We start from the raw sequence: 24573 nt of genomic DNA, 5'->3' as shown, positions 1-24573 counted from the left end.
CACGCTGGGTTAGCGTGACGGTTCGACCCGGCGGAGACCCTGCATGGCCTACGCGTTGCAGCAACTGGTGAACGGCATCTCGCTGGGCATGATCTACGGGCTGATCGCGGTCGGCTACACCATGGTCTATGGCATCGTCGGCATGATCAACTTCGCCCATGGCGATGTCTTCATGGTCGGCGCCTTCGTCTCCCTGGTCGGGCTGCTGCTGCTGGCGGGGGGGATCGACGGGCCGGCGGCGATCCTGCTGGTGCTGGTCTTCGCCATGGGGATCACCGCCATGTACGGGCTGGCGGTGGAGCGCATCGCCTACAAACCCCTGCGCGGCTCGTTCCGACTGGCGCCTCTGATCTCGGCGATCGGCATGAGCATCGTGCTGCAGAACTACGTGCAGTTGGCCCAGGGGGCGCGTGAAAAGCCGATCGATGCGATCGTCACCGGGAGCCTGACGATCTTCACCGGGGATGCCGGCTTCGTGGTCGCGGTAAGCTGGATCCAGATCCTGATCGTCATCACCACCCTGATCGTGCTGGCCGGCTTCACCGTGCTGGTCACCCGCACGCCCCTCGGCCGGGCGATGCGGGCGGTGGAGCAGGACCGCAAGATGGCCGGGCTGCTCGGCGTGGACACCAACCGCACCATCAGCCTCGCCTTCCTGATCGGGGCGGCGCTGGCGGCGGTGGCGGGGTTCCTGTTCCTGCTGCGCTATGGGGTGATCAACTTCTTCATCGGCTTTACCGCCGGGGTGAAGGCCTTCACCGCCGCGGTGCTGGGTGGCATCGGCAGCCTGCCCGGCGCGGTGCTGGGGGGCTTGCTGATCGGGCTGATCGAGACCTTCTGGTCCGCCTATTTCTCCATCCAGTACAAGGATGTGGCGGCCTTCGCGATCCTGATCCTGGTGCTGATCTTCCTGCCCACCGGCCTGCTGGGGCGGCAGGAAGTCGAGAAGGTATGAACGGCGCGGCCCTGAAGGACGCCACCCTCTGCGCCGCGGTCGCCGCCGTGCTTTTTGTCCCGGTGGTCGGCCTGCGGACAGCACCGGGGCCGACCGGGCCGCTGCGGATCGAGCCGCATTTCGGCATCGTCGCCGTGCTGGTCGGGCTGGTGCTCCTGGGCCGGCTCGCGATCATCGCCTGGCAGGCGCGGCGCCGCCCCACGGCCGCCGAGACGCCGCGCCGCGTCGCGCGCGTCATGGCCCGCTCCGGCCGCTATGTCGCGCCCGCGCTGCTGGCGCTGGCGGTGCTGCTGCCCTTCCTGCCGGGAACGGGGCGGTACGAGCTGGACCTGGGCATATTGGTGCTGACCTATGTGATGCTCGGCTGGGGGCTGAACATCGTGGTCGGGCTGGCGGGGCTGCTGGACCTTGGCTACGTCGCCTTCTACGCGGTCGGCGCCTATGCCTATGCGCTGCTGGCGCAGGAATTCGGCCTGTCCTTCTGGGTCTGCCTGCCGCTCTCGGGGCTGATCGCGGGGATGTGGGGGGTGCTGCTGGGCTTCCCGGTGCTGCGGCTGCGGGGCGACTACCTTGCCATCGTGACGCTCGGCTTCGGCGAGATCATCCGCATCGTGCTGCTGAACTGGACCAACCTGACCAATGGGCCGAACGGGATCGGCGGGATTCCGCGCCCTTCCTTCTTCGGGCTGCCCTTCTCCTCGGGTGGCGAGCCCGGCTCCTTCGCGCATTTCTTCGGGATCGAGCCCTCGCCGGTGCAGCGGGTGATCTTCCTGTATTATCTGATCCTGGCGTTGGCGCTGTTGACCAACTGGGTCTCGATCCGGCTGCGCCGCCAGCCGCTCGGCCGCGCCTGGGAGGCGCTGCGCGAGGATGAGATCGCGGCCCGGGCGCTTGGCATCAACGTCCGCAACACCAAGCTCACCGCCTTCGCGCTGGGGGCGACCTTCGGCGGTTTTGCCGGGGCCTTCTTCGCGACGCGGCAGGGCTTCATCAGCCCGGAATCCTTCACCTTCAGCGAAAGTGCCATCATCCTGGCGATCGTCGTGCTGGGGGGCCTGGGCAGCCAATTGGGCATCGCGATCTCCGCTTTGGTGATGATCGGCGGCTTCGAGCTGTTCCGCGGCCTGGACGAGTGGCGGATGCTGGTCTTCGGCATGGCCATGGTGGTCATCATGGTGGTGAAGCCGCGCGGGCTGGTGGGCGACCGCACGCCCACCATCGCCCTGGGCACGCGAAAAGCCATCGGCGGTGGCCTCGTGGGGCAAGGCCAGGGATGACGCAGGGAACCCGCCTCGTCGTCGATGCCGTCACCATGCGCTTCGGCGGGCTGACGGCGGTCGATGGCGTCTCCTTCACCGCCGAGCCCGGCGACATCACCGCCGTCATCGGCCCCAATGGCGCCGGCAAGACCACGCTGTTCAACTGCATCACCGGCTTCTACCGCGCGAGTTCGGGGCGGATCATGCTGGGCGAGACCGCGCTGCACCGGCTGCCCGGCCACCGCATCGCGCTCGCCGGCGTCGCGCGCACCTTCCAGAACATCCGCCTGTTCGGGGGCATGACCTGCCTCGAAAACCTGCTGGTCGCGCAGCACCGGCGGCTGATGGCGGCAAGCTGGTTCGGCATCGGCGCGGTGCTCGGCCTGTCGCGCTACCCGGCGGCCGAACGCGAGGCGGTGGAGCGCGCCCGCGCCTGGCTGGAGGCGACCGACCTGCTGGACCGCGCCGATGATGCCGCGGGCTCGCTGCCCTATGGCGCCCAGCGGCGGCTGGAGATCGCGCGCGCCATGTGCACCGGCCCCCGGCTGCTCTGCCTGGACGAGCCCGCCGCCGGGCTGAACCCGCGCGAATCCGCCGCCCTGTCGCAGCTGGTCCGCGCCATCCGCGACGGCACCGCGGCCGGGGCCGATCCTTGCTCCGTGCTGCTGATCGAGCACGACATGGGCGTGGTCATGGGCATCAGCGACAAGATCGTGGTGCTGGACCATGGCGCCCGCATCGCCATGGGCACCCCGGCCGAAATCCGCGCCGATCCAAACGTCATCGCGGCCTATCTCGGCGAGGATGAGCCGGCATGAGTCTGCTGTCCCTGGAAGGCATTTCCGCCGGCTATGGGCCGGTGCAGGCGCTGGAGGATGTCTCCCTGCATGTCGGCCAGGGGGAGATCGTGACCCTGGTGGGCGCCAATGGCGCCGGCAAATCCACCCTGCTGATGACCATCTGCGGCGATCCGCGCGCGCGCACCGGGCGCATCGTCTTCGATGGGCAGGACATCACCGCACTGCCGACGCATCTGATCATGCGCCAAGGGCTGGCCCAATCGCCCGAGGGGCGGCGCATCTTCCCGCGCATGACGGTGAACGAGAACCTGCTGATGGGCGCCGAGGTCGCGGGGCATGACCCCGCCCCCGGCCTCGCCCAGGCGCGGGCGCTGTTCCCGATCCTGCTGGAGCGCGCCGGGCAGCGCGCCGGCACGCTCTCGGGCGGGGAGCAGCAGATGCTGGCCATCGCCCGGGCGCTGATGTCCCGCCCGCGGCTGCTGCTGCTGGATGAGCCCTCGCTCGGCCTTGCCCCCTTGATTGTGCGGCAGATCTTTGGCGCCATACGCCGGTTGAACGAGGAAGAGGGGCTGACCGTGCTGCTGGTCGAACAGAACGCCTTCCAGGCGCTGCGCCTGGCCCATCGCGGCTATGTGCTGGTGAATGGCCGCATCACCTTGCAGGGCAGCGGCGCCGAGTTGATGACGCGGTCCGAGGTGCAGGATGCCTATCTCGGCGGTGGCCATGGTTGAGATGTACACGCCGACCCAGTTCCGCGTGGAGGACCCGGCCGAGATCCGCGCGATGATCGAGGCCGCGCGCCTCGCTTTGCTGGTCTGCCAGGGCGAGGACGGGGTGCCCAGCGCCTCGCATCTGCCGCTGCTGTTCGACCCGGAGGACGGGCCGCATGGCGCGCTGGTCGGGCATCTGGCGAAGGCCAATCCGCAGCTTCGCGCCCTGGTGGCGGCGGGTCAGGCGCTGGCGATCTTCACGGGGCCGGAGGCCTATGTCTCGCCCAACTGGTATCCGAGCAAGGCCGAGCACGGCCGCGTGGTGCCGACCTGGAACTATGTCGCGGTCCATGCCAGCGGCCCGGTCGAGGTCTTCGACGATCCGGCGCGGCTGCATGAGGTCGTCACCCGCCTGACCCAGCGGCATGAGGCCGCCCAAGCCTCGCCCTGGGCGGTGACGGATGCGCCCGCCGCCTTCGTCGCCGGCCAGTTGAAGGGCATCACCGGGCTGCGGCTGCGGATCACCAGCCTGGTTGGCAAGCGCAAGATGTCGCAGAACCGGGGGCCGGCCGATCGCGCGGGCGTCGCCGCCGGGCTGGCCGCCAGCGAGGACCACCGGGACCGCGAGACCGGGGCGCTGATCCCCGGCTGACCATCGGCCAAAAGCAGGAGCACGGCATGCATATCGAACCCGGCGTCGTCGATGGCGCGAAACTCGTCCTGAGCCATGCGACCGCCGCGGGGGCCGTCGGCCTCGCCGCGAAGATGGCCCGCGACACCATCCGCCAGGATGGCGGAGTCGGTGCGCTCACCCTGCGCGGGGCGGCGGCGACGGCGCTGGTGTTCAGCTTCTTCGAGATCCTGCCGCATTACCCAATGGGCGTGTCGGAGGTGCATCTCATCCTGGGCTCGACGCTGTTCCTGCTGTTCGGCGCTGGCCCCGCCGCCGTCGGGCTCGCAGCCGGGCTGCTGGTGCAGGGGGTGTTCTTCGCGCCCTGGGACCTGCCGCAATACGGCATGAACGTCACGACGCTGCTGGTGCCGATCTGGGGGGTCAGCCGGCTGGCGAAGCGGATCATCCCGGCCGGCACGCCTTATGTGGAGGTGGGCTACGGGCAGGCGCTGGCGCTGTCGGCCGCCTGCCAGGGCGGGATCATCGCCTGGGTGGCGTTCTGGGCGGTCTATGGGCAGGGCTTCGGCGCGGCGAACCTCGCGGCGGTGGGCTCCTTCGGCGCGGCCTATCTGACCGTGCTGCTGGTCGAGCCGCTGGCCGATCTGGCGGTGCTGGCCGGGGCGAAGGCCTGGGCGGCGACGGGGCGGACGCCCTGGTTCAGTGCCCGGCTGCGTCACGCGGCGGGATGAAGCCCTGCGGGGGGGTTTGGGCCCCCGTTTCTTGACGCGGCACACCCAGAACGATAAAATTCCGCAATATTACTGTTTTACTATTAAGCCCGATGGAGACAGGCCGTGAGCCGGTACGACTATATCCTTGACCGCATCGCCGCCTCGCCCTTCACCGAGGTGCCCTTTCGCCATCTCTACATCGAGAATGTCCTGAACGAGGCCGATTTCCAGGTCCTGATCCGCGCGCCTGAGATCGATGTGCAGCCAGTCGGGAGCGACGAAGCGCTGATCGAGGCCCTGCACGGACTCGGCTACAAGGAAATCCAATTCCCCGGAACCACCACCGATCTGCCGACCTACCTGAACTGGCACCGAGACCGCAAACGCCAGAAGGACATCAACAACGGCAATTGCGAAGGCTTCGGCGTGACCCTGCGCCTGCAACACCCGCCCGAGACTCCTGCCCTGCGCGAGTTGGACGCCTTCTTCCGCTCACCTGCCTTCAGCGACGCCCTGGCCCAGAAGTTCAACCTGGACACCAAGGCCTGCACCTTCGATTTCGGCCTGCAGAAATACCTCGACGGCTATGAGATCAGTCCACATGCCGATATCCGCCGCAAGGCGCTGACCCTCATGCTCAATATCAACCCGGCGCCGAAAGCCGAGGCGCTCGACATCCACACCCACTACATGCGTTTCAAGCCGGCCCAGCGCCATATCGGCGAGCAATGGGTCGCGAATCCGCATATGGAACGCGGTTGGGTCTCCTGGGATTATTGTGAGACCATCGCGCAGCAGACGCATAACAACAGCGTTGTCATGTTTGCGCCGGCCGACGACACACTCCATGCGGTCAAGGCCAATTACAACCATCTGGTGACCCAGCGGACGCAGTATTACGCCAACCTCTGGTACAAGATAAACCCGACCGATACCGCCAAGGCCCGCTTGGCGTCCGTAGCCTAAAGCATTTTCAAGTCAGGCGGAATCGCCTGACGACTCGGAAAATGCGACAAAACAACAGGCTAGAGCAGTGGAAGTGAGCGCAAGCGAACGGAAAACGCTCTGGGGTAGCTCCACCTGAGCTGAAAGTACTCTAAAACGCCACCAGCCGCGGCCGCATCGCCACCGGCGGCGGCGGCGCGCCGGGCCCGGCCGCCTCGGCAAAGCGCAGCCCGGTCACGGACCAGCCCAGCCGTGCCGGATCGGTCATCGACAGCACCACGCTCAGCGCCGGTGCCGCATCGCCCGCCCGGCCGAGATCCAGCACCACCCGCCCCGGCGCCTCGGCGCGGGTGGCGTGCAGATCGGCCGCCCCCGCCCCGGTGCGGGCGTGCAGCACCGCATCGCGCCGGGCGGGGCTTTGCCAGGCCTCGGCCATTTCCCCCGCCATGATGTCGAGGAAGCGCGCCGCCCCGGCGCCATGCCCCTGCCCGCCCGCCGCGCGCAGGTCGCGGGCCAGGGTGGGGGTCACGGCGGACCAGTCGGTGCGCTCGGTCAGCGCCCCCATATCCTGCCGCGCCAGCCCCTTCAAAAGCCCGGCCGCGACCAGCGTGGGTTCCGTCAGCCAGGCCGCCGGCATCGCCAGGGCGAGGGCCATCACCCCGCGCCAGCGCCGGCGGGCCCGGATCGGCGGGCGCGGGGCCGGCGCCACCTCGGGCGGGGCCACGGACGGGGCGCGCCCGTCGAACTCGGCCCAGATGCTGTCCCAGGCATCGCCACGCGGAGGGGCGGCGGCGGCTGCCAGGCAAGGGCTCGGGGACATGCGGCGTCTCTCCCGGCGCCTGCGGGGCGATGGGGGCCGGAGGGGGTGGCTTTGTGCCGAACCCGTCCGATCCATCCCACCACATGCGGCGCCGTCTCTGATTTTGAGACTACCGCCGCAAGCGTGCTCGAAAGGTTAACGCCCTCTCTGCAAATCAAAGGTCAGGCGAAGGGGGCGATCGCGTTTTCCAGCGCCGTCAGCGCCCCGGCCAGCGCCTCGGTGCAGGCGGTGGCGATGGCGCCCGGCGGCGGGCCGTGGGGATCGGTCGAGGCCGCCAGCGGCGCCCCGCCCGAGACCGCCCATTGCCCGAGCAGCCGCCCGTCGCCGCCACTGGGGGATTCGGCCAGCAGCACGGCCGCAAGCCCGGCGCGGGCCTGGCCGTTGCGCAGATCCGCCTCCAGCGCCGTAACCTCGCATTCCAGCACGAGGTCCGGGCGCGCCCGCGTGCCGGGGGCCACCACGCCGGCGAAGAGGCCGGCGCCCGCGAGCCAGCGCCGCGCCGCCTCCTCGATCAGCTCGGCCGGCGGGGCGGCCCATTCCGCATAGGGGTCCAGCCGCTCGGTGCCATCGGCGCGGATGGTCCGCAGCCCGCGCAGCTCCGTCCCCGGCGCCGAGCGCAGCAGCCGCACCAGCAAGGTGCGGCGCGGCGGCCGCGCGGGGGCGCGGACGGTGCCGCGGACCGGCTGCAACGGGTAGCGCAGGACCTCGACATAGGGGCGGTCGGGAAAGACCGAGCAGCCGGCCAGCAGCGGCAGGCCAAGCAAGGCGGTGCGTCGGGCGAGGATCATCAGCGGCGGTCCCGGTTGGTCGGCGGCGGCGGCGGGGCGCCCCAGATGGCCTGGGACGGGGCGCGCCGGATCTGCTCGGTGGTGTCTCGCAGGTTGGAGACGGTGGCGCGCAGCTCGCGCAGCACCGGCCCGATATCGGCCTGGGTGTCGGAGGCGGTGCTGCGGATGGTCCGCACCGCCTGCTCCACGCCCGCGATGGCGGCGGGCAGGCGGGCGATGGCCTGGCGCAGGTCGGCGGCGGCGGCGGCGGTATTGGCCAGGGTCGCGCGCACCTCCGCACCCCCGATCAGCGCCCGCGTATCGGTCGCGACGCCGCGCAGATCGGCCACGGCCCCCGGCAGGTCGGCGGCGACGATGGTGTCCCGCAGCGTCTTCATGGTCGCCAGCACCTCATGCAGCGTCTGCGCCAGATCGCCATCGGTCAGCTGCGCCCGCACGCTGGAGGTGATCGCCCCGGCGTCGCGCAGGATGTTGTCGATGGGCGCCTGCTCGATGCGGGTCAGGATCTGCTCCGCGGCCGATTGCACCTGCGCGACGGTGGAGGGCATCGCCGGCACCACCGGATTCTTCGGCGTCCAGGGGAAGGGGTTGGGCGGGAAGCGGGCCGGATCGACGAAATCCATCTCGATGTAGTTCACGCCGGTGATGCCCTGGCTCGCGAGCCGCACCCGCAGCCCGAGCCGGACGGCTTCCTCCAGCGAGGGCGCGCTCTGCCCCACCGCGGTGGGGTCGATCGCGAAGCGCACCACCACGCGGCGGAAGGCGGCGTTGAAGGAGCTCTCGGCCGGGCGTTCGTATTCCGCCGCCGCCAGGCGCAGGGCGGTGACCCGGCCGACCGCGACGCCGCGGAAGCGGACCGCGGCGCCGACATCCAGGCCGGTGACGGATTCGGAGAGGTAGGTTTCGAGCACGGTCGCGCCCTCCCCCAGCCGGGCGGAGGTGAGGAACAGCACGAAGCCGACCGCGAGCGCCGCCCCGATCAGGATCAGCGCGCCGACGCGGGCGTAGAGGGTGCGGGGGGCCGCCATGGTCGCTACATCGCCTCCCGACGAAAAAAGGCGCGCACGACGGGATGGGTCGCGGTGTCGCGCAGCTCCCGCGGATTGCCGGTCGCGATCATGCCCTGGGCGTCCTTGTCCAGCATGATGCAGCGATCGCCGATCGCCAGGATGGATTGCAGTTCATGGGTGACAACGATGAAGGTGGTGCCGAGGTCGCGCGCCAGATCCTGAATCAGCTTGTCCAATCCTGCCGAGGTGATGGGGTCGAGCCCGGCCGAGGGCTCATCGAGGAAAAGCAGCGGCGGGTCCAGCGCCATCGCCCGCGCGATGCCCGCGCGCTTGGCCATCCCGCCCGAGATTTCCGCGGGCAGACGGTTGGAGGCATCGCCGAGCCCGACCATGCCGAGCTTGATCCGCGCCGCCTCGCGGCGGGCCTCCTCCGGCATTTTCGTATGCGCCTCAAGCGGCAGCATGATGTTTTCGAGCAAGGTCATCGATCCGAACAACGCGCCGGACTGCCACATGACGCCGATGCGCTTGAGCATGCGTTCCCGCGCATCGCCGCTCGCGGTCACAATGTCGTTGCCCAGCACCTCGATGGTGCCGGCGGTCGGGGGAAACAGGCCGATCATCAGCTTCAGCAAGGTCGATTTGCCGCAGCCCGAACCGCCGAGGATGACGAAGACCTCCCCGGCGCGGACCTCGAAGCTCACATCGCGGAACAGCGTGCGCGCGCCGAAGGCCATCGCGAGATGGTCCACGGTGACGACCTTGGGCGCATCGGGGCCCGGTGCCACATGCGCGGGCGCAGCCGCGGCGCTCACCAGCCGAGCCGGAAGAACAGCACGGCGAAAATCCCGTCCAGCACCACGATCGAGACGATGCCGCCGACCACGGCGCCGGTGGCCGCATCGCCCACCGCCTGCGGCCCGCGCCCGGCCGAGAGCCCCGAGCGGCAGCCGATCCCCGCGATCGCCAGCCCGAAGCAGGCGGCCTTGCCCAGCCCGCCGATCATATCCCCGAGCGTCAGGCTGCTCGAAAGCTGGTTCATGGTGGCGGTGGGCGGGAAGCCGAGCCCCACCATCACCGCGCCCATCCCGATCAGCCCCGCCAGGGTCAGCAGCAGCGCCAGCACCGGCATCACCAGCGTGCCCGCCAGCAGGCGCGGCAGCACCAGCATCCGCATGGGATCGATGCCCATGATCTTCAGGGCGTCCACTTCCTCATTCACCGTCATGGTCCCGAGCTCGGCGGCATAGGCCGAGCCGGTGCGCCCGGCGAGGATGATCGCGGCCATAAGCGGGCCGAGTTCGCGCAACAGCGAGATGCCGACGAGCTTGGGGATGAAGATCTCGGCGCCGAACTGGCGCATCGGGATCGAGGATTGGAAGGCCAGGATCACGCCGAGCAGGCTGCCCAGCAGGATGCACAGCCCGAAGGCGCGCGTCCCCGCCTCATCCAGATGGCGCATCAGATCGCCGAAGCGCACCCCGCGCGGGCGGACCGCATAGGCACCGATGGTGACCGCCGCCTCCCCCAGGAAGGCCACCCAGCCCGCGGCCTTGTCGCCGATCCCGAAGGCGGCGGCGCCGATCATCGCCAGCGGTGAGAAGCGGCGGCGCTTGCCGCCCGCCGGCCCCGGTGCCGCGGCGGCCGCCACGGCCCGGGCCAGCACCGCCGCCACGGCGGGGGAGGCCCCCGTGGTGCGCGGCGCCTCGCCCCCCGCCCGCAGCAGCAGGGTCGCGCCATTGGTGTCCAGCACCTCGACCGCCGACAGATCCAGCTCCAACGGGGCTGACGCGGCCTCCGCCGCCGCCTTGGCCGGCCGCCACAGGCTGGCCGCCGCCGCCGCGTCCAAGCGGCCGGCGAAGACAAGCCTGGTGCCGTCCTGGGTCAGGCTGGGGGCGGGGGCGGGCAGAGTCTCGGCGGTCATGCGATCCCTTGATGAGCCTGCCCGAATTCGAGCAAGGCTGTTCTGCACCGCGCCCATCTGGGGGCCAAGCCGCTTATTGCAACGCGGTAAGAGCCTGCCGGGCTGCGGCCCGCCCGCTTTCCCAGGCGCCGCCGACGGTGCCGGCAAGGCTCGTGTGGCAGGCTTCCCCGGCCAGGGACAGGCGCCCGCCGGCCAAGGGCGCCGCCAGCCGTGGCCGCGCGGCCGCCGCGCCGGGCCGCGCGTGGGAATAGGCACCCCGCGCCCAAGGGTCATCGCCCCAGTCGCTGACGATGGCCTGGGGCCAGTCGAACGCCGCCTCCCCCCGCGCCCCGAAGCGGAGCGCGATCTCCGCCCGCATCAGCGCGACCACGCCTTCGGCCGGGAGCGCCCGGGCCACGGGGCCGCCCAAGAACCCCCAGGCCTGCGGCAGCCCATGCGGCCAGAGGATGAAGGTGACGAGGGTCTCGCCCGGCGCGACCTGGCGGTCCACGCCGGAGAAGGGCGGCACATCCAGCCGGTCCGCCCCCGCCGCCGGCAGCAGCACCTTGGTCAGCAGCCCAAGCGGCAAATCGGCCGCAGCCCGGCCTTGTGCCTCGGGCAGCGGTGGCGAGAAGGCGAAATCGGCCAGCAGCGGCGTCGGCAAGGTGACGATGGCGGCACGTGCGGCGACCGCGCCGGCGGCCGTGCGCGCGACCACCCCGGGCCCCGACCAGTCCAGCCCCAGCACCGGGCAGCCGAGGCGGATCGGCAGCCCCTCCGCCAGCCGCGCCAGCAGGGCGCCGACGCCACCGACCGGCAGCAGGTTCGGGGCATCGAGCAGGGTGGCGGCGAAATCCTCCAGGTCCAGTGCCGCGAGGGGGGCGGCGGAGATCACCTCCCCCTCCCAGGCGGCGACCGTCGCGGCCCAGTCGCCCTCGCGAGGCACGACCTCGGCCACGCTCTGGCCGCGCGGTTCGGCCCGGACGATGGCGCGATGGAAGCGGGCGCGGGCGGCGGCCAATGCGGCGGTTTCGGACGCATCGGCGCGGCGGCCGCCGATGAAGGTCACGTCCTCACCCAAGCTATCGTGATCGGCGAGCGGGATGCCGAGCCCCCGCGCCAGCGGCGTCAGCGGGTTGGTCGCGCCGCTGTGCAGCCAGGTGGCGCCGGCATCCCAGGGGCCCCAGGGCGTGTCGCGGGTCCAGGCGCGGCCACCGACACGGTCCCGCGCCTCCAGCACCAGCACCGAGCGGCCGGCGTCCCGGATCGCGCGCGCGGCGGCGATCCCGGCGGCCCCGGCCCCGATGACCAGGACATCGGGCATGTCTGTCAGCCCGCGGCGAGTTTCGCCGCCGGGCGCGAGCGGTAGCCATCCGGGTGGCGCTGGCGCCAGTTCCAGGCGGTGGCGACCAGATCATCCAGCCGGCGCATCCGCGGCTCCCAGCCGGTGTCGATCTGGAACCTGTCCGAACGCGCGACCAGCACCGCCGGGTCGCCGGCGCGGCGCGGGGCGTCACGCACCGGCACCTTGCGCCCCGAGACGCGTTCGACGGCGGCCACCACCTCCTGCACCGTGGTGCCCGTGCCGGTGCCGAGGTTGTAGCGACAGGAGCCGACCTCCAGCCGGTCCAGTGCCGCCAGATGCGCCGAGGCGAGGTCGCAGACATGGATGTAGTCGCGGATCGCGGTGCCATCCCGCGTCGGGTAGTCGGTGCCGAAGATCGCCAGCGGCGGGCGGCGGCCGAGGGCGGCATCGATCGCGATCGGGATCAGATGGGTCTCGGGGTCATGGTCCTCGCCGAGCACCCCCTCGGGGTCGCAGCCGGCGGCGTTGAAGTAGCGCAAAGCGGCGGTGCGCAGCCCATGCACCTTGTCGGCCCAGACCAAAGCGCGCTCGATCAGGTACTTGCTCTCGCCATAGGCGTTCTGCGGGTTCGGCACCGCATCATCGGCGATGGGCGAGCCATCCTCGGGCGGCAGGAACAGCGCCGCGGTGGAGGAGAGCACGAAGCGCCGGCAGCCGCCGGCCACCGCCGCCTCGGCGAGGTTCATCGCATTGGCGAGGTTGTCGCGGCAGTAGCGGATGGGGTCGGTCATGCTCTCACCGACCAAAGAGAGGGCGGCGAAATGCAGCACCGCATCGATCTTCCAGGTCGAGAAGACCTCGGCCAGCCGCGCGCGGTCGGCCAGATCGGCGACCACCAGCGGCACATCGGCCGGCACCGCCTCGGCATGGCCCTGGCGCAGATCGTCGAGGACGACGACGCGATCGCCCCGCGCGCGCAGCGCCTGGACGGTGTGGCTGCCGATGAAGCCGGCGCCGCCGGTGACGAGGTAGGTGGAGCCGGTGCCCGCCGGAACCGGGGCCGGCATCTGCTGCTGGCGGCGGTCGGCGAGCGGGCGGATCGGGTCAGGCGCGGTCATGTCTCGTGTCCAGGCCACTGCGGCCCTGGCGTTTATGCCAGGGCCTTATGGCGGATGCGAGGCAGAGCCGTGGTGCCCAGATGGCAGCCCCCAAAAGGCGGTCCTCAGAAGGCGGTCTTGTCGCCGCCCTTGAGGCTGAGGATCTCGCGCGCCTCATCCGGGGTCGCGACCGAAAGGCCGAGGCTCTCGATGATCTGGCGCACCAGGCGGACCTGCTCGGCGTTGCTCGCGGCGAGGCGGCCGGGGCCGGCCCAGAGGCTGTCCTCCAGCCCGACACGGACATTGCCGCCCATCGCCGCGGCCATGGCGGCGATCTTGAGCTGGTTGGACCCCGCACCCAGCACCGACCACTGGTAGTTGTCGCCGAACAGGCGGTCGGCGGTGCGCTTCATGTGCAGCACGTCATCCGGATGCGCGCCGATGCCGCCTTGCAGGCCGAACACCGTCTGGATGAACAGCGGCGCCTGCACCAGCCCCTGATCGAAGAAGTATTTCAGGTTGTAGAGATGCGAGGTGTCGTAGCACTCGAACTCGAACCGGGTGTTGTTCCCGGCGCAGGTCGTCAGGATGTATTCGATATCCTTGAACGAATTGCGGAAGATGATGTCCTTGTTTTCGAGGTAGGGCTTCTCCCAGGGATGCTTGAACTCCTTGAAGCGGTTCAGCATCCCGAACAGGCCGAAGTTCATCGAGCCGAGGTTCAGCGAGGCGACCTCGGGCTTGTGGGTCGCGGCGGGGCGGACGCGCTCCTCGATCGTCATCGTCGGCGCGCCGCCGGTGGTGATGTTGATCACGCAGTTGGACGCCTGCTTGATGACGCCGAGGAAGGGGGCGAAGGCCTCGGGCGACTGGTCCGGGCTGCCGTCCACGGGGTTGCGCGCATGCAGATGGACGATGGCCGCGCCCGCCTCGGCGGCGCCGATCGCGGCCTCGGCGATCTCGGAGGCGGTGATCGGCAGATGCGGCGACATGCTGGGGGTGTGGATCGCGCCGGTGACGGCGCAGGTGATGATGACGGGGCGCGGCTTGGCCATGGGGATCAGTCCTCTTGCTTCTTATGGGCGCGCAGGGCTGCGAGTTTCTGGTCGCGCCACCGCATTTTCGCGGGCAGGTCGGTAGTGGTGGGCCATTGTTCGGCGACGCGCTGCGTGTCGTAAACCTCGGGCGCCGGCGGGGCGGCGGCCAGCCGCTTGTAGAAGCCGGTGTAGCGCGCGCAGTAATCGGCGATGCCGCCCGGCGCGTTCAACTCGATGGTCTCGAACGGGCCCATGAAGGCCCAGCGCAGGCCGAGCCCGTCCTTCACCGTCTTGTCCAGGTCCTGCGGGGTCACGTAGCCCTCATCGACCAGCCGAAACGCCTCGGCCAGCAGCGCGCCTTGCAGGCGGTTGAGGATGAAGCCCTCGATCTCCTTCAGCACGGTGATCGGCACCTGGCCGATCTCCTCATAGATCGCATGGGCGCGGGCGATGACCTCGGGCGCGGTGAACTCGGCACCGGACAATTCGACGACCGGGATCAGATGCGGCGGGTTCACCGGATGCGCGATCAGGCAACGGGCGCGGCCGTGCAGATCCTCGGCAAACAGGCTGATGCGGATGGCGCTGCTGGAGGAGGCGAGGATCGCATCCGGCGGCGCCAGGCGGTCGAGATCGGCATAGATCTGGCGCTTGATGTCGGCGAGTTCCGGCCCGTTCTCCTGCACCAGCACGACACCGGCGACGGCATCGCCCAAGGTCTCGGCGGCAGAGATGCGCGCGGCGGCCCCGGCCGGGTCGTCGCAGAGCCCGGCCTCGGCAAGGTCGCGCAGCCCCTGGGCGCAGAGCCCGACGGCGTTGGCGGCCACACCCTCCATCGGATCGAACAACCGCACCGCATAGCCGCCACGGGCAAAGATCATCGCCCAGGCGCGGCCGATCAGGCCGCTGCCGACAATCGCTACACTCTTCACAGCCACAGCACCTTCCGTCGCAGGTCTTCGTCGTCGCGGAGCAGGCGGCTTTCACCGCTCCAGGTCACGCTGCCGCGCTCCAACGCCACCGTGGTATCCGACAGGGCAAGCGCCAGGTCGAGATGGTGATCGACCAGAATGATCGAGACCTCGTGGCGCAGCTTGTCGAAGGCCTCGAAGAGTTCCTCCGAGATCGCCGGGGAGAGGCCCTCGAAGGGTTCGTCCAGCAGCAGCACGCGGGTATCGCCCATCAGCGCGCGGGCAACCGCGACCATCTGCTGTTCGCCACCCGAAAGATGATCGGCCGCGACCTTCCAACGGGTCTTGAGGCGCGGGAAGAATTCGAGCACGCGCTCCTCCTCCCAATGCCGCCCGGCGCCGGTGATGCGCTTGAGGCGCCCCAAGCCGAGGTTGTCCTGCACGCTCATCCCCGCGAAGAGCCCACGCCCCTGCGGCACGAAGCCGACGCCGAGCCGTGCCGCGCGATCGGCCGAGAGCCCCGCCAACTCGTCACCGGCCAGCATCACGCTGCCGCGGGCCGGGGGGGCGGTGCCCATGATGGTCTTGAGCAGCGTGGATTTGCCCGCGCCATTGCGCCCGAGCAGCGCCATCACCTCGCCTTTGCGTAGCGTCAGCGAGACGTCGCGCAGGATGTGGCTCTTGCCGTAGTAGGTGTTGACCTGGTCGATCACCAGCATCGCCTCGGGCTCCACCGCCGAGGCGCGGGGCTTGGAGGCCACGGCATGCGCGCCGCTGCCGAGATAGACCGCCTGCACCCGTTCATCGGTGCGCGCATCCTCGACGCCGCCATCCACGAGCACTTCGCCATCATTCATGACGGTGACGCGATCGGCGATCTGGAAGACGCGGTCGATGTCGTGTTCGACCAGCAGCACGGGAATGTCCGTGGACAGGCGCTTGATCAGATCGCCGACGCGCTGGCGTTCGGCGGCGGCAAGCCCCGCGAGCGGCTCATCCAGCAACAGGATATGCGGCCGCGTCGCCAGCGCCAGCGCCATGTCCACAAGACGCTGCCCGCCATAGGAGAGCGCGCCGGCCTCGGCATGCTCGATGCCGGCAAGCCCCATCCAGCGCACCAGCAGCGCCGTTTCCTCGTTGATCGCGGCGATGGCATGGGCCGAGCGCAGCGGCGCGAAGCGCGAGGCGTGCCGCGCCTGGATGGCGAGGCGGATGTTTTCCTCGATCGACAGGCCGGGGAAGAGGTTGGTGATCTGGAAGGACCGCCCGAGCCCCGCCCGGGTGATGGCATAGGGCTCCATCCCCGCCACCTGGCGGCCATCGAGCGTGACGGTGCCGCGATCCGGCGCGAACAGGCCGGAGAGCAGGTTGAAGGCGGTGGTTTTGCCCGCGCCATTCGGGCCGATCAGCGCATGCAGGGTCCGATCCGCAACGGCGAAGGACACATCACGCACCGCGCGAATGCCGCCGAAGGATTTTTGCAGACCCTTGGCCTCCAGCACCGGGCCCGTGCCGGAGCCGGGGCGGATGAAGGCGGCGGGCACGGGGGTCGGGTCCTCGACCCGGCGCGCGGCCATCGCCGCGGCCAGATCCGGCGCCTTGGGCAGGAAGGGCGCCAGTAGCCGCGCGGCGACACCGACGAGCCCGGTCGGGCTGAAGATGATGAAGCAGACGAAGAGCAGGCCGAAGATCAGCAGCCAGTTCGCCGTGTAGATCGACAGGAATTCGCGGAACAGGATGTAGAACAGCGCGCCCAAGGCGGGGCCGAGGAAGGAGCGCATGCCGCCGATGACCACCATGGCCAGCAACTCGCCCGAGAAGGCGATGGTCATCGGATCGGCGCTGGCGAAGCGGTGGTTGAAGACGCTGAGCACGCCGGCCAGCGCCGTCAGGCTCGCGGAGGCCACGAAGGCGAGCAGCTTGTAGTGGTTGGTGTTGTAGCCGACGAAGCCGGCGCGCTGCTCATTCTCGCGGATCGCGACCAGCACGGTGCCGACCGGCGAGGCATGGAAGCGCCACAGCGCGGCGCAGACGCCGAAGGCGATCACCGCGACCAGCGCGTAATACCAGTTGGAGTCGTCCAGCAGCCCCCGACGTTCGATGCCGCCGAGGCCGTTCTCCCCGCCGGTCAGATCGGTCCAGCGGAAGGCGATGGCATAGAACATCGCTGTCAGCGCCAGGGTCAGCAGCGAGAAATACACCCCGCGCCGGCGCAGGATCACAAGCCCCGCGACCGCCGAGCCGAGGCCCACGATCAGCAGCGCGCCAACCCCCGGCCCGATCACCGAGCCCGGCATGAACTCGCGTTGCAGGATCGCCGCGGCGAAGGCGCCGAGCCCGAACCAGACGCCATGCCCGAAGGAGACAAGGCCGGTGGTGCCGACGAGGATGTTCAGCCCCATGGCGGCGATGGCGAAGATCACGACATCGGTCGCGGTCTTCGTGGTCAGCCCCAGCACATCGAGTGCGAAGGGCAGCAGGATCAGCGCCACCAGGGCGATGAGAAGGGAACGGAGCTCACGCATCTTCGGTCACTCGAACTTCTGGATGCGTTCGCCGAACAGGCCGCGCGGGCGCAGCAGCAGGACGAGCACCATGAGGAGATAGACCGAGGCCTCCGTGGCCGACGGCACATAATAGGCGGCAAGGCCGCGCACGACGCCGACGATGAAGGCGGCCGCGACCACCCCCCAGAAGGAACCGAGTCCGCCGATGACGACGACGACGAAGGCGAAGGTGAGGATCTCCGCGCCCATGGCCGGATGCACGCCGGTGATCGGCGCCGACATCACACCGGCAAGGGCGGCGAGCCCGACCGCGATGGCGACCACCGCACTCATATAGGGCTTCAGCGAGATGCCGAGGGCGGCGACCATGTCGGGGTTCTGCACGCCGGCCCGCACGACGCGCCCGAAGGCGGTGCGCGTCAGCAGCAGCCAGAGCCCGAGCACCGCGATGGCGGCGACCAGCAGGATCAGCAGGCGGTAGCGCGAGAAGATCAGCTCGCCGATGATGACCTGGCCACGCAGCGCCATCGGGATCGAGAAGGGCACCGGGGCCGCGCCCCAGATCATGCGGAACGCCTGCTCGGCGACCATGGCGAGGCCGAAGGTCAGCAGCAGCCCCAGGATCGGATCGCCGCGATAGAAGCGTCGCAACAGGAAGCGTTCGACCAGCAGGCCGAGCAGCCCGACCAGCACCGGCGAGACCACGAAGGCGCCCCCGAAGCCGATCGTCGGCGCCAGCGCCACGGTCAGATAGGCGCCCAGCGCGAAAAACGCGCCATGCGCGAGATTGACGATCCCGCCGAGCGAGAAGATGAGCGACAGCCCAAGCGCGATCAGCAGATAGAAGGCGCCGATCAGCAGCCCGTTGAGGACCTGCTCGAAGACGAAGACGATTTCCAAGTCGGGAATCCCCGTGGAGGGGGGCCGCGGATCGCGGCCCCCGTTACGCGGTCAGCGGAAGGTGCAGGCGTTCTCTTCGGCCGTGGCCGCGATGGCCTCCAGCGATTCATTCGCCGCGGGCACCGCATCGCCAGGGCTGAAGATGTCCCAACGGTTCTTGACCTCGGCCGGCGGCAGCGCCGTCACCGCATAGGCTTCCTGCATCAGCTGGTGATCGCGCTTGCGGAAGTAGCCTTCGCGGGTCTTGAGGATGTCCATGCGGCCCTCACCCTCGAAATGCTCGACGATCTTCATCCCGTCGGTGCCGCGGGTCGCGGTCATCGCCTGGGCGACGAGCTTGAGCGCGGTGTAGTCGCCCCAGGCCTGGTTCTCCGGCGGGCGGCCATACTTCGTCGTGAAGGCGCGGACAAAAGCCTGCGCCGAGGGCGCCTGGATCATGTGGTGCCACATCACCGGCCAGGTGCCGAGGAAGTTGCCCTCGCCGGCGCCCCAGGCGAGCGCCGTGTCGAAGCCGAAGCCCGCGACCGGGAAGCGCAGCCCGAATTCCGAGTACTGCTTGAGGAAGTTGGTGATCTGCGCGCCCGCGAGGTTCGCCACCACGAGGTCCGGCCGCGCCTGGCGGATCTTCAGCAGGAAGGGCGAGAAGTCGGTGAGGTCGGTCGGGATCAGATCCTCGCCCGCGACGGTGCCGCCGGCGCCGCCCATGAAGTTCTTGGCGACGCGCAGCAGATCGTGGCCGAAGGCGTAGTCGGCGGTCAGCGCGTAATACTTCTTGCCGCGGACCAGCCCCTTGGCGACCAGCGCGCGGCCGACCGTCTTCACATACATCGAGTTCTGGCCCTCGACGTGGAACATGAAGCGCTGGCAATCGGAGCCGCGCAGCGCGTCGGAATTGGCGCCGGTGTTCACGAAGAGCACGCGCTCGCGGTTCACGACCTGGGCGATGGCCAGCGCGGTCGCGGAATTGATTTCGCCGACGATGGCGGCGACCTTGTCGCGCTGCACAAAGCGTTCGGCCTTGGCGCTGCCGGTCTGGGGATTGACGCTGTCTTCCATCAGCAGCTCAAGCCGCTTGCCGTTGATGCCGCCGGCGGCATTGATCTCCTCGCCCGCGAGCTGGATCGCCTGCACGGCATATTCGCCCAAGGGCCCGAGAAAGCCCGTGCGCGGCGTCAGATGCCCGATGCGGATGACATCGGACTGGCCATAGGAGATGGAGGGGGCCGCAAGGCCGATGGCGGAAGCGGCCAGAAGGCCGCGGCGAGAAACTTGCATGTTACTTTCCTCCTGATCGGCTGTTGCCGCCGACTGTGATCACGGTTCATAGTTGCGCGGGAAACGCGAACTTGTCCAGCAGCCAAAAAACGACACCCCCGACCATGGGGGAAACTGCCTATGGCCAGATTGCTGGCCTGCTCACATCCGGACGCGTCGCGCCTGGGGAGAGACTGTCGCTGCGCGACCTTGCCGAACGGCTCGGCACCTCCACCATGCCCATCCGCGCCGCGGTCGGCCGGCTTGCCGAATATGGCGCGCTGGAAGTCTCGCCGAACCGCGCGGTGCGGGTGCCGGTGATGTCGGCGCTCCAGTTTTCCGAACTGACCGATCTGCGGCAGGAAATGGAAGGCCTGGCCGCCGAACGCGCCGCGATGGCCGCGACTCCCGCCGATATATCAGCGATCGCGCGGATCGAGGGGAGCTTTGCCGCCGCCGTGCGGCGCAAGAACCCCGATGGCGGCCGCGCCGTCGCCTTGAACCGGGATCTGCATTTCGCGATCTATGCCGCTGCACGCATGCCTTTGCTGCAAAGCATCATCGAGCGTCTGTGGCTGCTCGCGGGCCCCGTGCTGAACCTCGACATGCGCGCCGATCCGCGCCGCCTCGCCAATTCCCCCGCGCCGCGGTTCCACGCCGCCGCCTTGGCCGCGTTGCGCGCCCACGATGGCGCCGCGGCCCGCGCCGCCATTGCCGGCGATATCGCCGAAGCCGCCGCCTTCATCCAGGCGCGCGGCATATTGAAGGAAGAATGATCATGGATCTTGGCCTGAACAACGCGCGCGTCCTGGTCACCGCCGGTGCCGGCGGCATCGGCCGCGCCATCGCCGAGGCCTTCGCCGGGGAAGGCGCCTCCGTCCATGTCTGCGACGTCGATGATGCGGCCCTGGCCTCCCTCCCCGCCGGGATCACCGGCGAGCATTGCGATGTCTCGGATCGCGCGGCGGTCGGCTCCATGTTCGGGCGGATCGATCGGCTCGACGTGCTGGTGAACAATGCCGGCATCGCCGGCCCGACCGGCCTGGTCGAGGACATCAACCCCGAGGACTGGGATCGCTGCCTGGAGATCTGCCTGACCGGGCAGTTCAATGTCGCGCGGCTCGCGATTCCCTTGCTGCGGCGCAGCACGAATGGCTCCATCACCAATCTCTCCAGCGCCGCCGGGCGCTTCGGCTTCGGCATGCGGGCACCTTACGCGGCGGCGAAATGGGGCGTGATCGGCTTCACCAAATCGCTGGCGATCGAATTGGGCGGCGCCGGCATCCGGGTGAATGCGATCCTGCCCGGCCTCGTCTCCGGCGACCGGCAGCGCCGGGTGCTGGAGGCCAAGGCCCAGGCCCGCGGCGTCGCCTTCGCCGAGATCGAGGCCCAGGCCTTCGCCTATGCCAGCATCAAGGATTACGTGAGCCCGCAGCAACTGGCCGACCAGATCCTGCTGCTCGCCAGCCCGCGCGGCCGGACCATCAGCGGCCAGGCCATTGCCATCGATGGCGATCTCCAGATGCTGTCTTAAAAAAACGGCCTGAAAACACGGAGGGCGCGCTCATGCACATCGACTACTATGCCTCGCTCAACTCCCCCTGGACGCATCTCGGTGCGGCGCGGATCGAGGCGCTGGCGAAAAAATACCACGCCACGCTGCGGATCTTCCCGGTGGATTTCGGCACCATCTTCGCCGGCTCCGGCGGGCTGCCGCTGCCCAGGCGCTCGCCGCAGCGCCAGGCCTATCGGATGATGGAGCTGCGCCGCTGGCGCGCGGCACTGGACATCCCCATCCACCCCGAGCCGAAGTTCTTCCCCGTGCGGGAAGCCCTCTCCGCCCAATGCGCCATCGCGGCGCGGGAGACGGTGGGCGATGCCGCCGCCGTCACCCTCGCGCATCGCGTGCTGAAGGCGCTGTGGGAGGAGGAGCAGGACACCGGCGACCCCGAATGCCTCGCCCGGCTGATCACCGAGGTCGGGCTGGATGCCGAGGCGCTGCTCGCCGCCGCCCCCGCCTATGCCGATCGCCGTCTGGCCGATACCTCCGACGCCCTGGCGCGGGGCGTCTTCGGCGCGCCCTCCTATGTCATCGGCCATGAGATCTTCTGGGGCCAGGACCGGCTGGAGTTTGTGGAGCGCCGCCTCGCCCAGGGCTGAACCCGACACAGTCCAGCCGTTTTTGCGGGGCATGCTGGGGCGTTCCAGCCCCCGAGGTCCGATGCCCGAGCCCGCCCCCGCCCTGTCGGTCGTGGTCCCCGCCTATGATGAGCAGGAGGTGCTCGGCGCCTTCCATGCCCGGCTTGTCGCCGCCATGGAGGGCATCGGCCGCCCCTGGGAGGTCGTCTATGTGAATGACGGGTCCAAGGACGCGACCCTGCCTTTGCTGCTGACCCTGCGGGAGGCCGATCCGCGCGTCGCGGTGCTGAACCTCAGCCGCAACTTCGGCAAGGAGATCGCGCTGACCGCCGGGCTCGACCATGCCCGCGCCACCGAGGCGGTGGTGGTGATCGACGCCGATTTGCAGGACCCGCCCGAGGTGATCCCCGACCTCGTCGCCGCCTGGGCCGAGGGCTTTGACGTGGTCTATGCCCAGCGCAGCGTGCGCCACGGCGAATCCTGGATGAAGCGGACCACCGCCGCGGGATTCTACCGGGTGATGCAGAACCTCGGCGGGCGGGTAGAACTGCCCAAGGACACCGGCGATTTCCGCCTGATGAGCCGCCGCGCCCTGGATGCGCTGCTGCGGCTGCGGGAAACCCATCGCTTCATGAAGGGGCTGTTCGCCTGGGTCGGGTTTCCCTCGCGCGCCGTGCTGTATGAACGCGCGCCGCGCGCGGCCGGCACCACCAAATGGAACTGGTGGAAGCTGTGGAACCTGTCGCTGGAGGGCATCACCAGCTTCACCGTCGGGCCGCTCAAGATCGCGACCTATGCGGGGCTCGTGACCGCCGTGATCTCGCTGATCTATGGCTTGCAGGTGATCGCCAAGACGATCCTCTTCGGCAACCCGGTCGCGGGCTATCCGAGCCTGATGGCGGTGGTGCTGTTCCTCGGCGGCGTGCAGTTGATGACGCTCGGCATCATCGGCGAATACCTCGGCCGCATCTTCAACGAGACGAAGAACCGGCCGCTGTATCTGGTGGAACGGCATCTGCCGAGCGGCGAGTAAGGCCACAGGCCAGCGCCTGCCCCACCACGGCGCAGCCCGGGGGGGCCAGGGCGCGGGCGGCGGGCAGGAACAGCCGCAGCTCGCCGGGCCCGATCGGGGTCGCGGCCAGTTCGGTGTCGCGGCAGACCGGGGGGGTGCGCCAGCGGGCGACCTGCATGGTGTTCACCGGAATGGCGGTCTCCGAGGCCAGCGCGAGCGCCTGCTGCGCGAGGCTGAAGCTCTCCTCATCCCGCGGCGCGATGCAGGGCCAGCTTGGGAACAGGCTCAGCCGCTCATGCGTGGCGAAGAGCGCGCGCAGGGGGGCGGCCTCCAGCCCCCAGGCCGGGCGGCGGGCGGCCCAGTCGTGCAGTGCTGCGCGCATCGGCACGGCATCGGCGAATTGCAGCAGCCCCAGCGCCAGCACCAGCCATGGCCGCCAGCGCGCCAGCAGCAGCGCCACGCCGATCAGCAGCACATAGGCGACCGGCCAGAAGAAGCGGCCGGAGGCGCGGAATTGCTCCAGCACCGCCGGCGCCTGCCCCAAATCCAGGATGATCTGCGAGCCGAGCCCGACCCGCTGCGACACCGCCAGCACGGTCAGCCCCAGCATCGCCAGCGCCAGCCCGGCGTGTCGCCGCACCAGATCCCAGGCGCCGCCATGCCACAGCGCCAGCACCAGCCCGAGCAGCAGCCCCGCGCCCAGCCAGTTGAACCCCTCCCACCCGCCAAAGCCGGTGGCATCGACCTCCGTGGTCACCAGCCCCGGCAGCAGGCCGGAGCGATAGGGCCAGACCGGCGAGAGCAGGTTCATGGCGTAGCGCCCGTAGCCGCCATCCCCGACCGCGCCGAAATAGCCGAACAGCACCATGACCAGCAGCACCGCCGCCATGCAGGCGCCGAGCCCCGCCGCCGCCATGATCCAGCCCCGCTCCCGACCCCGGTTTGGGCGCAGCAGCAGGGTCAGCGGCACGGCGGCCAGCAGCGCCATGCCCATCATCATCAGATAGGGGTGCGCCAGCAGCATCGCGACCGAGAGCGCCACCGCCGCCGGCCAGAGCCGCGGCCCCCGCACCAGCCGCGGGTACAGGCCGAGTGACAATAATAATAAAAAATGGCCGCCGAGGGCCGCATGACCATAGCGGCCGAGCCAGGCGGGGGTGCTGAGGGCGGCCAAAGCGACCCCGATCGCCGGCAGAAGCCGCTTTTCGCCCGCCCCGCGCAGCGCCCAGACCGCGGCCACCGGCTGCAACACGCAGGAGATGGCGTACCAGATCCCGATGCCGTGAAAGCCCTGCGGCAGCCAGGCGGCGACCAGTTTCAGCGGCAGCGCCAGCAGCGGGATGCCATCGGCGAAGGCGATGTTCAGCCCCTCCGGCGTGTTCAGGTTCATCGCGAACAGCGGCGGCCAGCGCCATGAATCCTGGAGGAAATAGCGCTGCGCGATGATGTGCTGCGCGGCATCTCCGACGGGCGCCCAGGCCATTCCGGCATGGGGAAGCAGGACGTCCGGCGGGAAGGTCCAGGCCGCCAGGACCAGGCCCAGAAGGGCTGCGAGGAGGTAGGCCCGGGCTCTGCGTGACACGCCGTTTTCCTCGATTTTCTGGCCTCGACGCGGCTCTACAGGCCGAATGGCGACGGGGGCAACCCCGGGGCCGCGGCGCCTTATTGCGCTGCCATATTCTTGCCCCAACCCGGTCGCAAACGCGACGTGTCCGGGGTCCATAAGATTGGCTCTGCCGGATCGAACGGTGGTGGGTGGGTGCCTTCAGGGTGGCATCCGGCACCGATTGGGTTTGGCGAGTTTTCTGGAATGGGGTCCGTTATGTCGGGTGCCGAATTTACCAATACGCTGCGGCCGCGAGCCTCTGCTCGTGCC

At 69.7% G+C, this 24573-nt stretch carries 24 protein-coding genes; 11 read left to right on the top strand and 13 right to left on the bottom strand.

Features of this window, described 5'->3' with window-relative positions; all coding sequences use genetic code 11:
* Window positions 1-43: 43 nt before the first annotated feature.
* The 7 genes from C8P66_RS05990 (at window position 44) to C8P66_RS05960 (ending at window position 6034) form a co-directional block, all read left to right on the top strand.
* Window positions 44-955 (top strand): ABC transporter permease subunit, encoded by a 912-nt coding sequence (locus C8P66_RS05990; protein WP_111397243.1) that lies wholly within the window; start codon window positions 44-46, stop codon window positions 953-955.
* Window positions 952-2232, top strand: a complete 1281-nt coding sequence (gene livM / locus C8P66_RS05985; RefSeq protein ID WP_111397242.1) for a high-affinity branched-chain amino acid ABC transporter permease LivM — start codon at window positions 952-954, stop codon at window positions 2230-2232. Before C8P66_RS05990 ends, livM begins: the two co-directional genes overlap by 4 nt.
* The gene (locus C8P66_RS05980) at window positions 2229-3032 is read left to right on the top strand and encodes an ABC transporter ATP-binding protein (RefSeq protein WP_111397241.1); all 804 of its coding nucleotides are present in this window, start codon (window positions 2229-2231) and stop codon (window positions 3030-3032) included. Before livM ends, C8P66_RS05980 begins: the two co-directional genes overlap by 4 nt.
* Complete coding sequence (locus tag C8P66_RS05975; RefSeq protein ID WP_111397240.1) at window positions 3029-3745, top strand: ABC transporter ATP-binding protein; 717 nt, start codon at window positions 3029-3031, stop codon at window positions 3743-3745. The genes C8P66_RS05980 and C8P66_RS05975 overlap by 4 nt, the downstream gene beginning before the upstream one ends.
* On the top strand, window positions 3738-4376 hold the full coding sequence (locus tag C8P66_RS05970; protein ID WP_342768006.1) for an FMN-binding negative transcriptional regulator: 639 nt from the start codon (window positions 3738-3740) through the stop codon (window positions 4374-4376). The genes C8P66_RS05975 and C8P66_RS05970 overlap by 8 nt, the downstream gene beginning before the upstream one ends.
* Window positions 4377-4402: 26 nt before the next feature.
* Complete coding sequence (locus C8P66_RS05965; protein ID WP_111397238.1) at window positions 4403-5086, top strand: energy-coupling factor ABC transporter permease; 684 nt, start codon at window positions 4403-4405, stop codon at window positions 5084-5086.
* Window positions 5087-5191: 105 nt separating this feature from the next.
* Complete coding sequence (locus C8P66_RS05960; protein ID WP_111397237.1) at window positions 5192-6034, top strand: hypothetical protein; 843 nt, start codon at window positions 5192-5194, stop codon at window positions 6032-6034.
* Window positions 6035-6164: 130 nt separating this feature from the next.
* On the opposite strand, the gene C8P66_RS05955 is transcribed toward C8P66_RS05960, so the two are convergent.
* The 12 genes from C8P66_RS05955 to C8P66_RS05900 all read right to left on the bottom strand — a co-directional run bounded on the left by C8P66_RS05955 (window position 6165) and on the right by C8P66_RS05900 (window position 19567).
* A complete protein-coding gene (locus C8P66_RS05955) occupies window positions 6165-6833 on the bottom strand; it encodes a hypothetical protein (protein WP_111397236.1) in 669 nt (222 codons plus the stop codon).
* A 161-nt stretch (window positions 6834-6994) separates the two neighbouring features.
* Window positions 6995-7621, bottom strand: a complete 627-nt coding sequence (locus C8P66_RS05950) for an ABC-type transport auxiliary lipoprotein family protein (protein ID WP_111397235.1) — start codon at window positions 7619-7621, stop codon at window positions 6995-6997.
* Window positions 7621-8649 carry an MlaD family protein gene (locus tag C8P66_RS05945; protein WP_111397234.1) on the bottom strand — a complete coding sequence of 343 codons (1029 nt, stop codon included), beginning with the start codon at window positions 8647-8649 and terminating at the stop codon, window positions 7621-7623. The genes C8P66_RS05950 and C8P66_RS05945 overlap by 1 nt, the downstream gene beginning before the upstream one ends.
* Before the next feature lie 5 nt (window positions 8650-8654).
* Window positions 8655-9368 (bottom strand): ABC transporter ATP-binding protein, encoded by a 714-nt coding sequence (locus tag C8P66_RS05940; RefSeq protein WP_111397341.1) that lies wholly within the window; start codon window positions 9366-9368, stop codon window positions 8655-8657.
* 74 nt (window positions 9369-9442) lie between these two features.
* On the bottom strand, window positions 9443-10555 hold the full coding sequence (locus C8P66_RS24670; protein ID WP_111397233.1) for an MlaE family ABC transporter permease: 1113 nt from the start codon (window positions 10553-10555) through the stop codon (window positions 9443-9445).
* A 73-nt stretch (window positions 10556-10628) separates the two neighbouring features.
* Window positions 10629-11858: a flavin monoamine oxidase family protein gene (locus C8P66_RS05930; RefSeq protein ID WP_111397232.1), complete on the bottom strand. Its 1230-nt coding sequence runs from the start codon at window positions 11856-11858 to the stop codon at window positions 10629-10631.
* Window positions 11859-11863: 5 nt separating this feature from the next.
* Complete coding sequence (galE, locus tag C8P66_RS05925; protein ID WP_111397339.1) at window positions 11864-12907, bottom strand: UDP-glucose 4-epimerase GalE; 1044 nt, start codon at window positions 12905-12907, stop codon at window positions 11864-11866.
* Between the two features lie 155 nt (window positions 12908-13062).
* Window positions 13063-13992: a BKACE family enzyme gene (locus C8P66_RS05920; protein WP_111397231.1), complete on the bottom strand. Its 930-nt coding sequence runs from the start codon at window positions 13990-13992 to the stop codon at window positions 13063-13065.
* Window positions 13993-13997: 5 nt separating this feature from the next.
* A complete protein-coding gene (locus C8P66_RS05915) occupies window positions 13998-14906 on the bottom strand; it encodes a 3-hydroxyacyl-CoA dehydrogenase (RefSeq protein ID WP_111397230.1) in 909 nt (302 codons plus the stop codon).
* Complete coding sequence (locus tag C8P66_RS05910) at window positions 14903-17410, bottom strand: branched-chain amino acid ABC transporter ATP-binding protein/permease (protein ID WP_111397229.1); 2508 nt, start codon at window positions 17408-17410, stop codon at window positions 14903-14905. Before C8P66_RS05910 ends, C8P66_RS05915 begins: the two co-directional genes overlap by 4 nt.
* A 6-nt stretch (window positions 17411-17416) precedes the next feature.
* The gene (locus tag C8P66_RS05905; protein ID WP_111397228.1) at window positions 17417-18292 is read right to left on the bottom strand and encodes a branched-chain amino acid ABC transporter permease; all 876 of its coding nucleotides are present in this window, start codon (window positions 18290-18292) and stop codon (window positions 17417-17419) included.
* A gap of 51 nt (window positions 18293-18343) precedes the next feature.
* Window positions 18344-19567, bottom strand: a complete 1224-nt coding sequence (locus tag C8P66_RS05900; RefSeq protein ID WP_111397227.1) for an ABC transporter substrate-binding protein — start codon at window positions 19565-19567, stop codon at window positions 18344-18346.
* Between the two features lie 104 nt (window positions 19568-19671).
* Between C8P66_RS05900 and C8P66_RS05895 the strand changes: the two genes are divergently transcribed.
* The 4 genes from C8P66_RS05895 (at window position 19672) to C8P66_RS05880 (ending at window position 22718) form a co-directional block, all read left to right on the top strand.
* Complete coding sequence (locus C8P66_RS05895; RefSeq protein WP_111397226.1) at window positions 19672-20322, top strand: GntR family transcriptional regulator; 651 nt, start codon at window positions 19672-19674, stop codon at window positions 20320-20322.
* A 2-nt stretch (window positions 20323-20324) separates the two neighbouring features.
* Window positions 20325-21080, top strand: a complete 756-nt coding sequence (locus tag C8P66_RS05890; RefSeq protein ID WP_111397338.1) for an SDR family oxidoreductase — start codon at window positions 20325-20327, stop codon at window positions 21078-21080.
* A gap of 32 nt (window positions 21081-21112) precedes the next feature.
* Entirely contained in the window at window positions 21113-21706 is a 594-nt protein-coding gene (locus C8P66_RS05885; RefSeq protein ID WP_111397225.1) for a 2-hydroxychromene-2-carboxylate isomerase, read from the top strand.
* Window positions 21707-21767: 61 nt separating this feature from the next.
* The gene (locus C8P66_RS05880; protein ID WP_111397224.1) at window positions 21768-22718 is read left to right on the top strand and encodes a glycosyltransferase family 2 protein; all 951 of its coding nucleotides are present in this window, start codon (window positions 21768-21770) and stop codon (window positions 22716-22718) included.
* On the opposite strand, the gene C8P66_RS05875 is transcribed toward C8P66_RS05880, so the two are convergent.
* Entirely contained in the window at window positions 22657-24279 is a 1623-nt protein-coding gene (locus C8P66_RS05875) for a DUF6311 domain-containing protein (protein WP_146422732.1), read from the bottom strand. The two genes, C8P66_RS05880 and C8P66_RS05875, sit on opposite strands and share 62 nt — an antisense overlap.
* Window positions 24280-24573: the final 294 nt, after the last annotated feature.

Source organism: Humitalea rosea (assembly GCF_003253705.1).
Classification (GTDB): domain Bacteria; phylum Pseudomonadota; class Alphaproteobacteria; order Acetobacterales; family Acetobacteraceae; genus Humitalea; species Humitalea rosea.
This window is presented reverse-complemented; position numbering and strand designations above follow the sequence as displayed.

Excerpts from the sequence above, each read along its gene's own strand:
- C8P66_RS05920 (WP_111397231.1), bottom strand. The coding sequence starts at position 13,992 with ATGGCCAAGCCGCGCCCCGTCATCATCACCTGCGCCGTCACCGGCGCG.
- C8P66_RS05910 (WP_111397229.1), bottom strand. The coding sequence starts at position 17,410 with ATGCGTGAGCTCCGTTCCCTTCTCATCGCCCTGGTGGCGCTGATCCTG.
- C8P66_RS05945 (WP_111397234.1), bottom strand. The coding sequence starts at position 8,649 with ATGGCGGCCCCCCGCACCCTCTACGCCCGCGTCGGCGCGCTGATCCTG.
- C8P66_RS05930 (WP_111397232.1), bottom strand. The coding sequence starts at position 11,858 with ATGCCCGATGTCCTGGTCATCGGGGCCGGGGCCGCCGGGATCGCCGCC.
- C8P66_RS05965 (WP_111397238.1), top strand. The coding sequence starts at position 4,403 with ATGCATATCGAACCCGGCGTCGTCGATGGCGCGAAACTCGTCCTGAGC.
- livM (WP_111397242.1), top strand. The coding sequence starts at position 952 with ATGAACGGCGCGGCCCTGAAGGACGCCACCCTCTGCGCCGCGGTCGCC.
- C8P66_RS05970 (WP_342768006.1), top strand. The coding sequence starts at position 3,738 with ATGGTTGAGATGTACACGCCGACCCAGTTCCGCGTGGAGGACCCGGCC.
- galE (WP_111397339.1), bottom strand. The coding sequence starts at position 12,907 with ATGCCGGCCCCGGTTCCGGCGGGCACCGGCTCCACCTACCTCGTCACC.
- C8P66_RS05900 (WP_111397227.1), bottom strand. The coding sequence starts at position 19,567 with ATGCAAGTTTCTCGCCGCGGCCTTCTGGCCGCTTCCGCCATCGGCCTT.
- C8P66_RS05940 (WP_111397341.1), bottom strand. The coding sequence starts at position 9,368 with ATGGCCTTCGGCGCGCGCACGCTGTTCCGCGATGTGAGCTTCGAGGTC.
- C8P66_RS05980 (WP_111397241.1), top strand. The coding sequence starts at position 2,229 with ATGACGCAGGGAACCCGCCTCGTCGTCGATGCCGTCACCATGCGCTTC.
- C8P66_RS24670 (WP_111397233.1), bottom strand. The coding sequence starts at position 10,555 with ATGACCGCCGAGACTCTGCCCGCCCCCGCCCCCAGCCTGACCCAGGAC.
- C8P66_RS05975 (WP_111397240.1), top strand. The coding sequence starts at position 3,029 with ATGAGTCTGCTGTCCCTGGAAGGCATTTCCGCCGGCTATGGGCCGGTG.
- C8P66_RS05895 (WP_111397226.1), top strand. The coding sequence starts at position 19,672 with ATGGGGGAAACTGCCTATGGCCAGATTGCTGGCCTGCTCACATCCGGA.
- C8P66_RS05955 (WP_111397236.1), bottom strand. The coding sequence starts at position 6,833 with ATGTCCCCGAGCCCTTGCCTGGCAGCCGCCGCCGCCCCTCCGCGTGGC.
- C8P66_RS05885 (WP_111397225.1), top strand. The coding sequence starts at position 21,113 with ATGCACATCGACTACTATGCCTCGCTCAACTCCCCCTGGACGCATCTC.
- C8P66_RS05890 (WP_111397338.1), top strand. The coding sequence starts at position 20,325 with ATGGATCTTGGCCTGAACAACGCGCGCGTCCTGGTCACCGCCGGTGCC.
- C8P66_RS05990 (WP_111397243.1), top strand. The coding sequence starts at position 44 with ATGGCCTACGCGTTGCAGCAACTGGTGAACGGCATCTCGCTGGGCATG.
- C8P66_RS05950 (WP_111397235.1), bottom strand. The coding sequence starts at position 7,621 with ATGATCCTCGCCCGACGCACCGCCTTGCTTGGCCTGCCGCTGCTGGCC.
- C8P66_RS05880 (WP_111397224.1), top strand. The coding sequence starts at position 21,768 with ATGCCCGAGCCCGCCCCCGCCCTGTCGGTCGTGGTCCCCGCCTATGAT.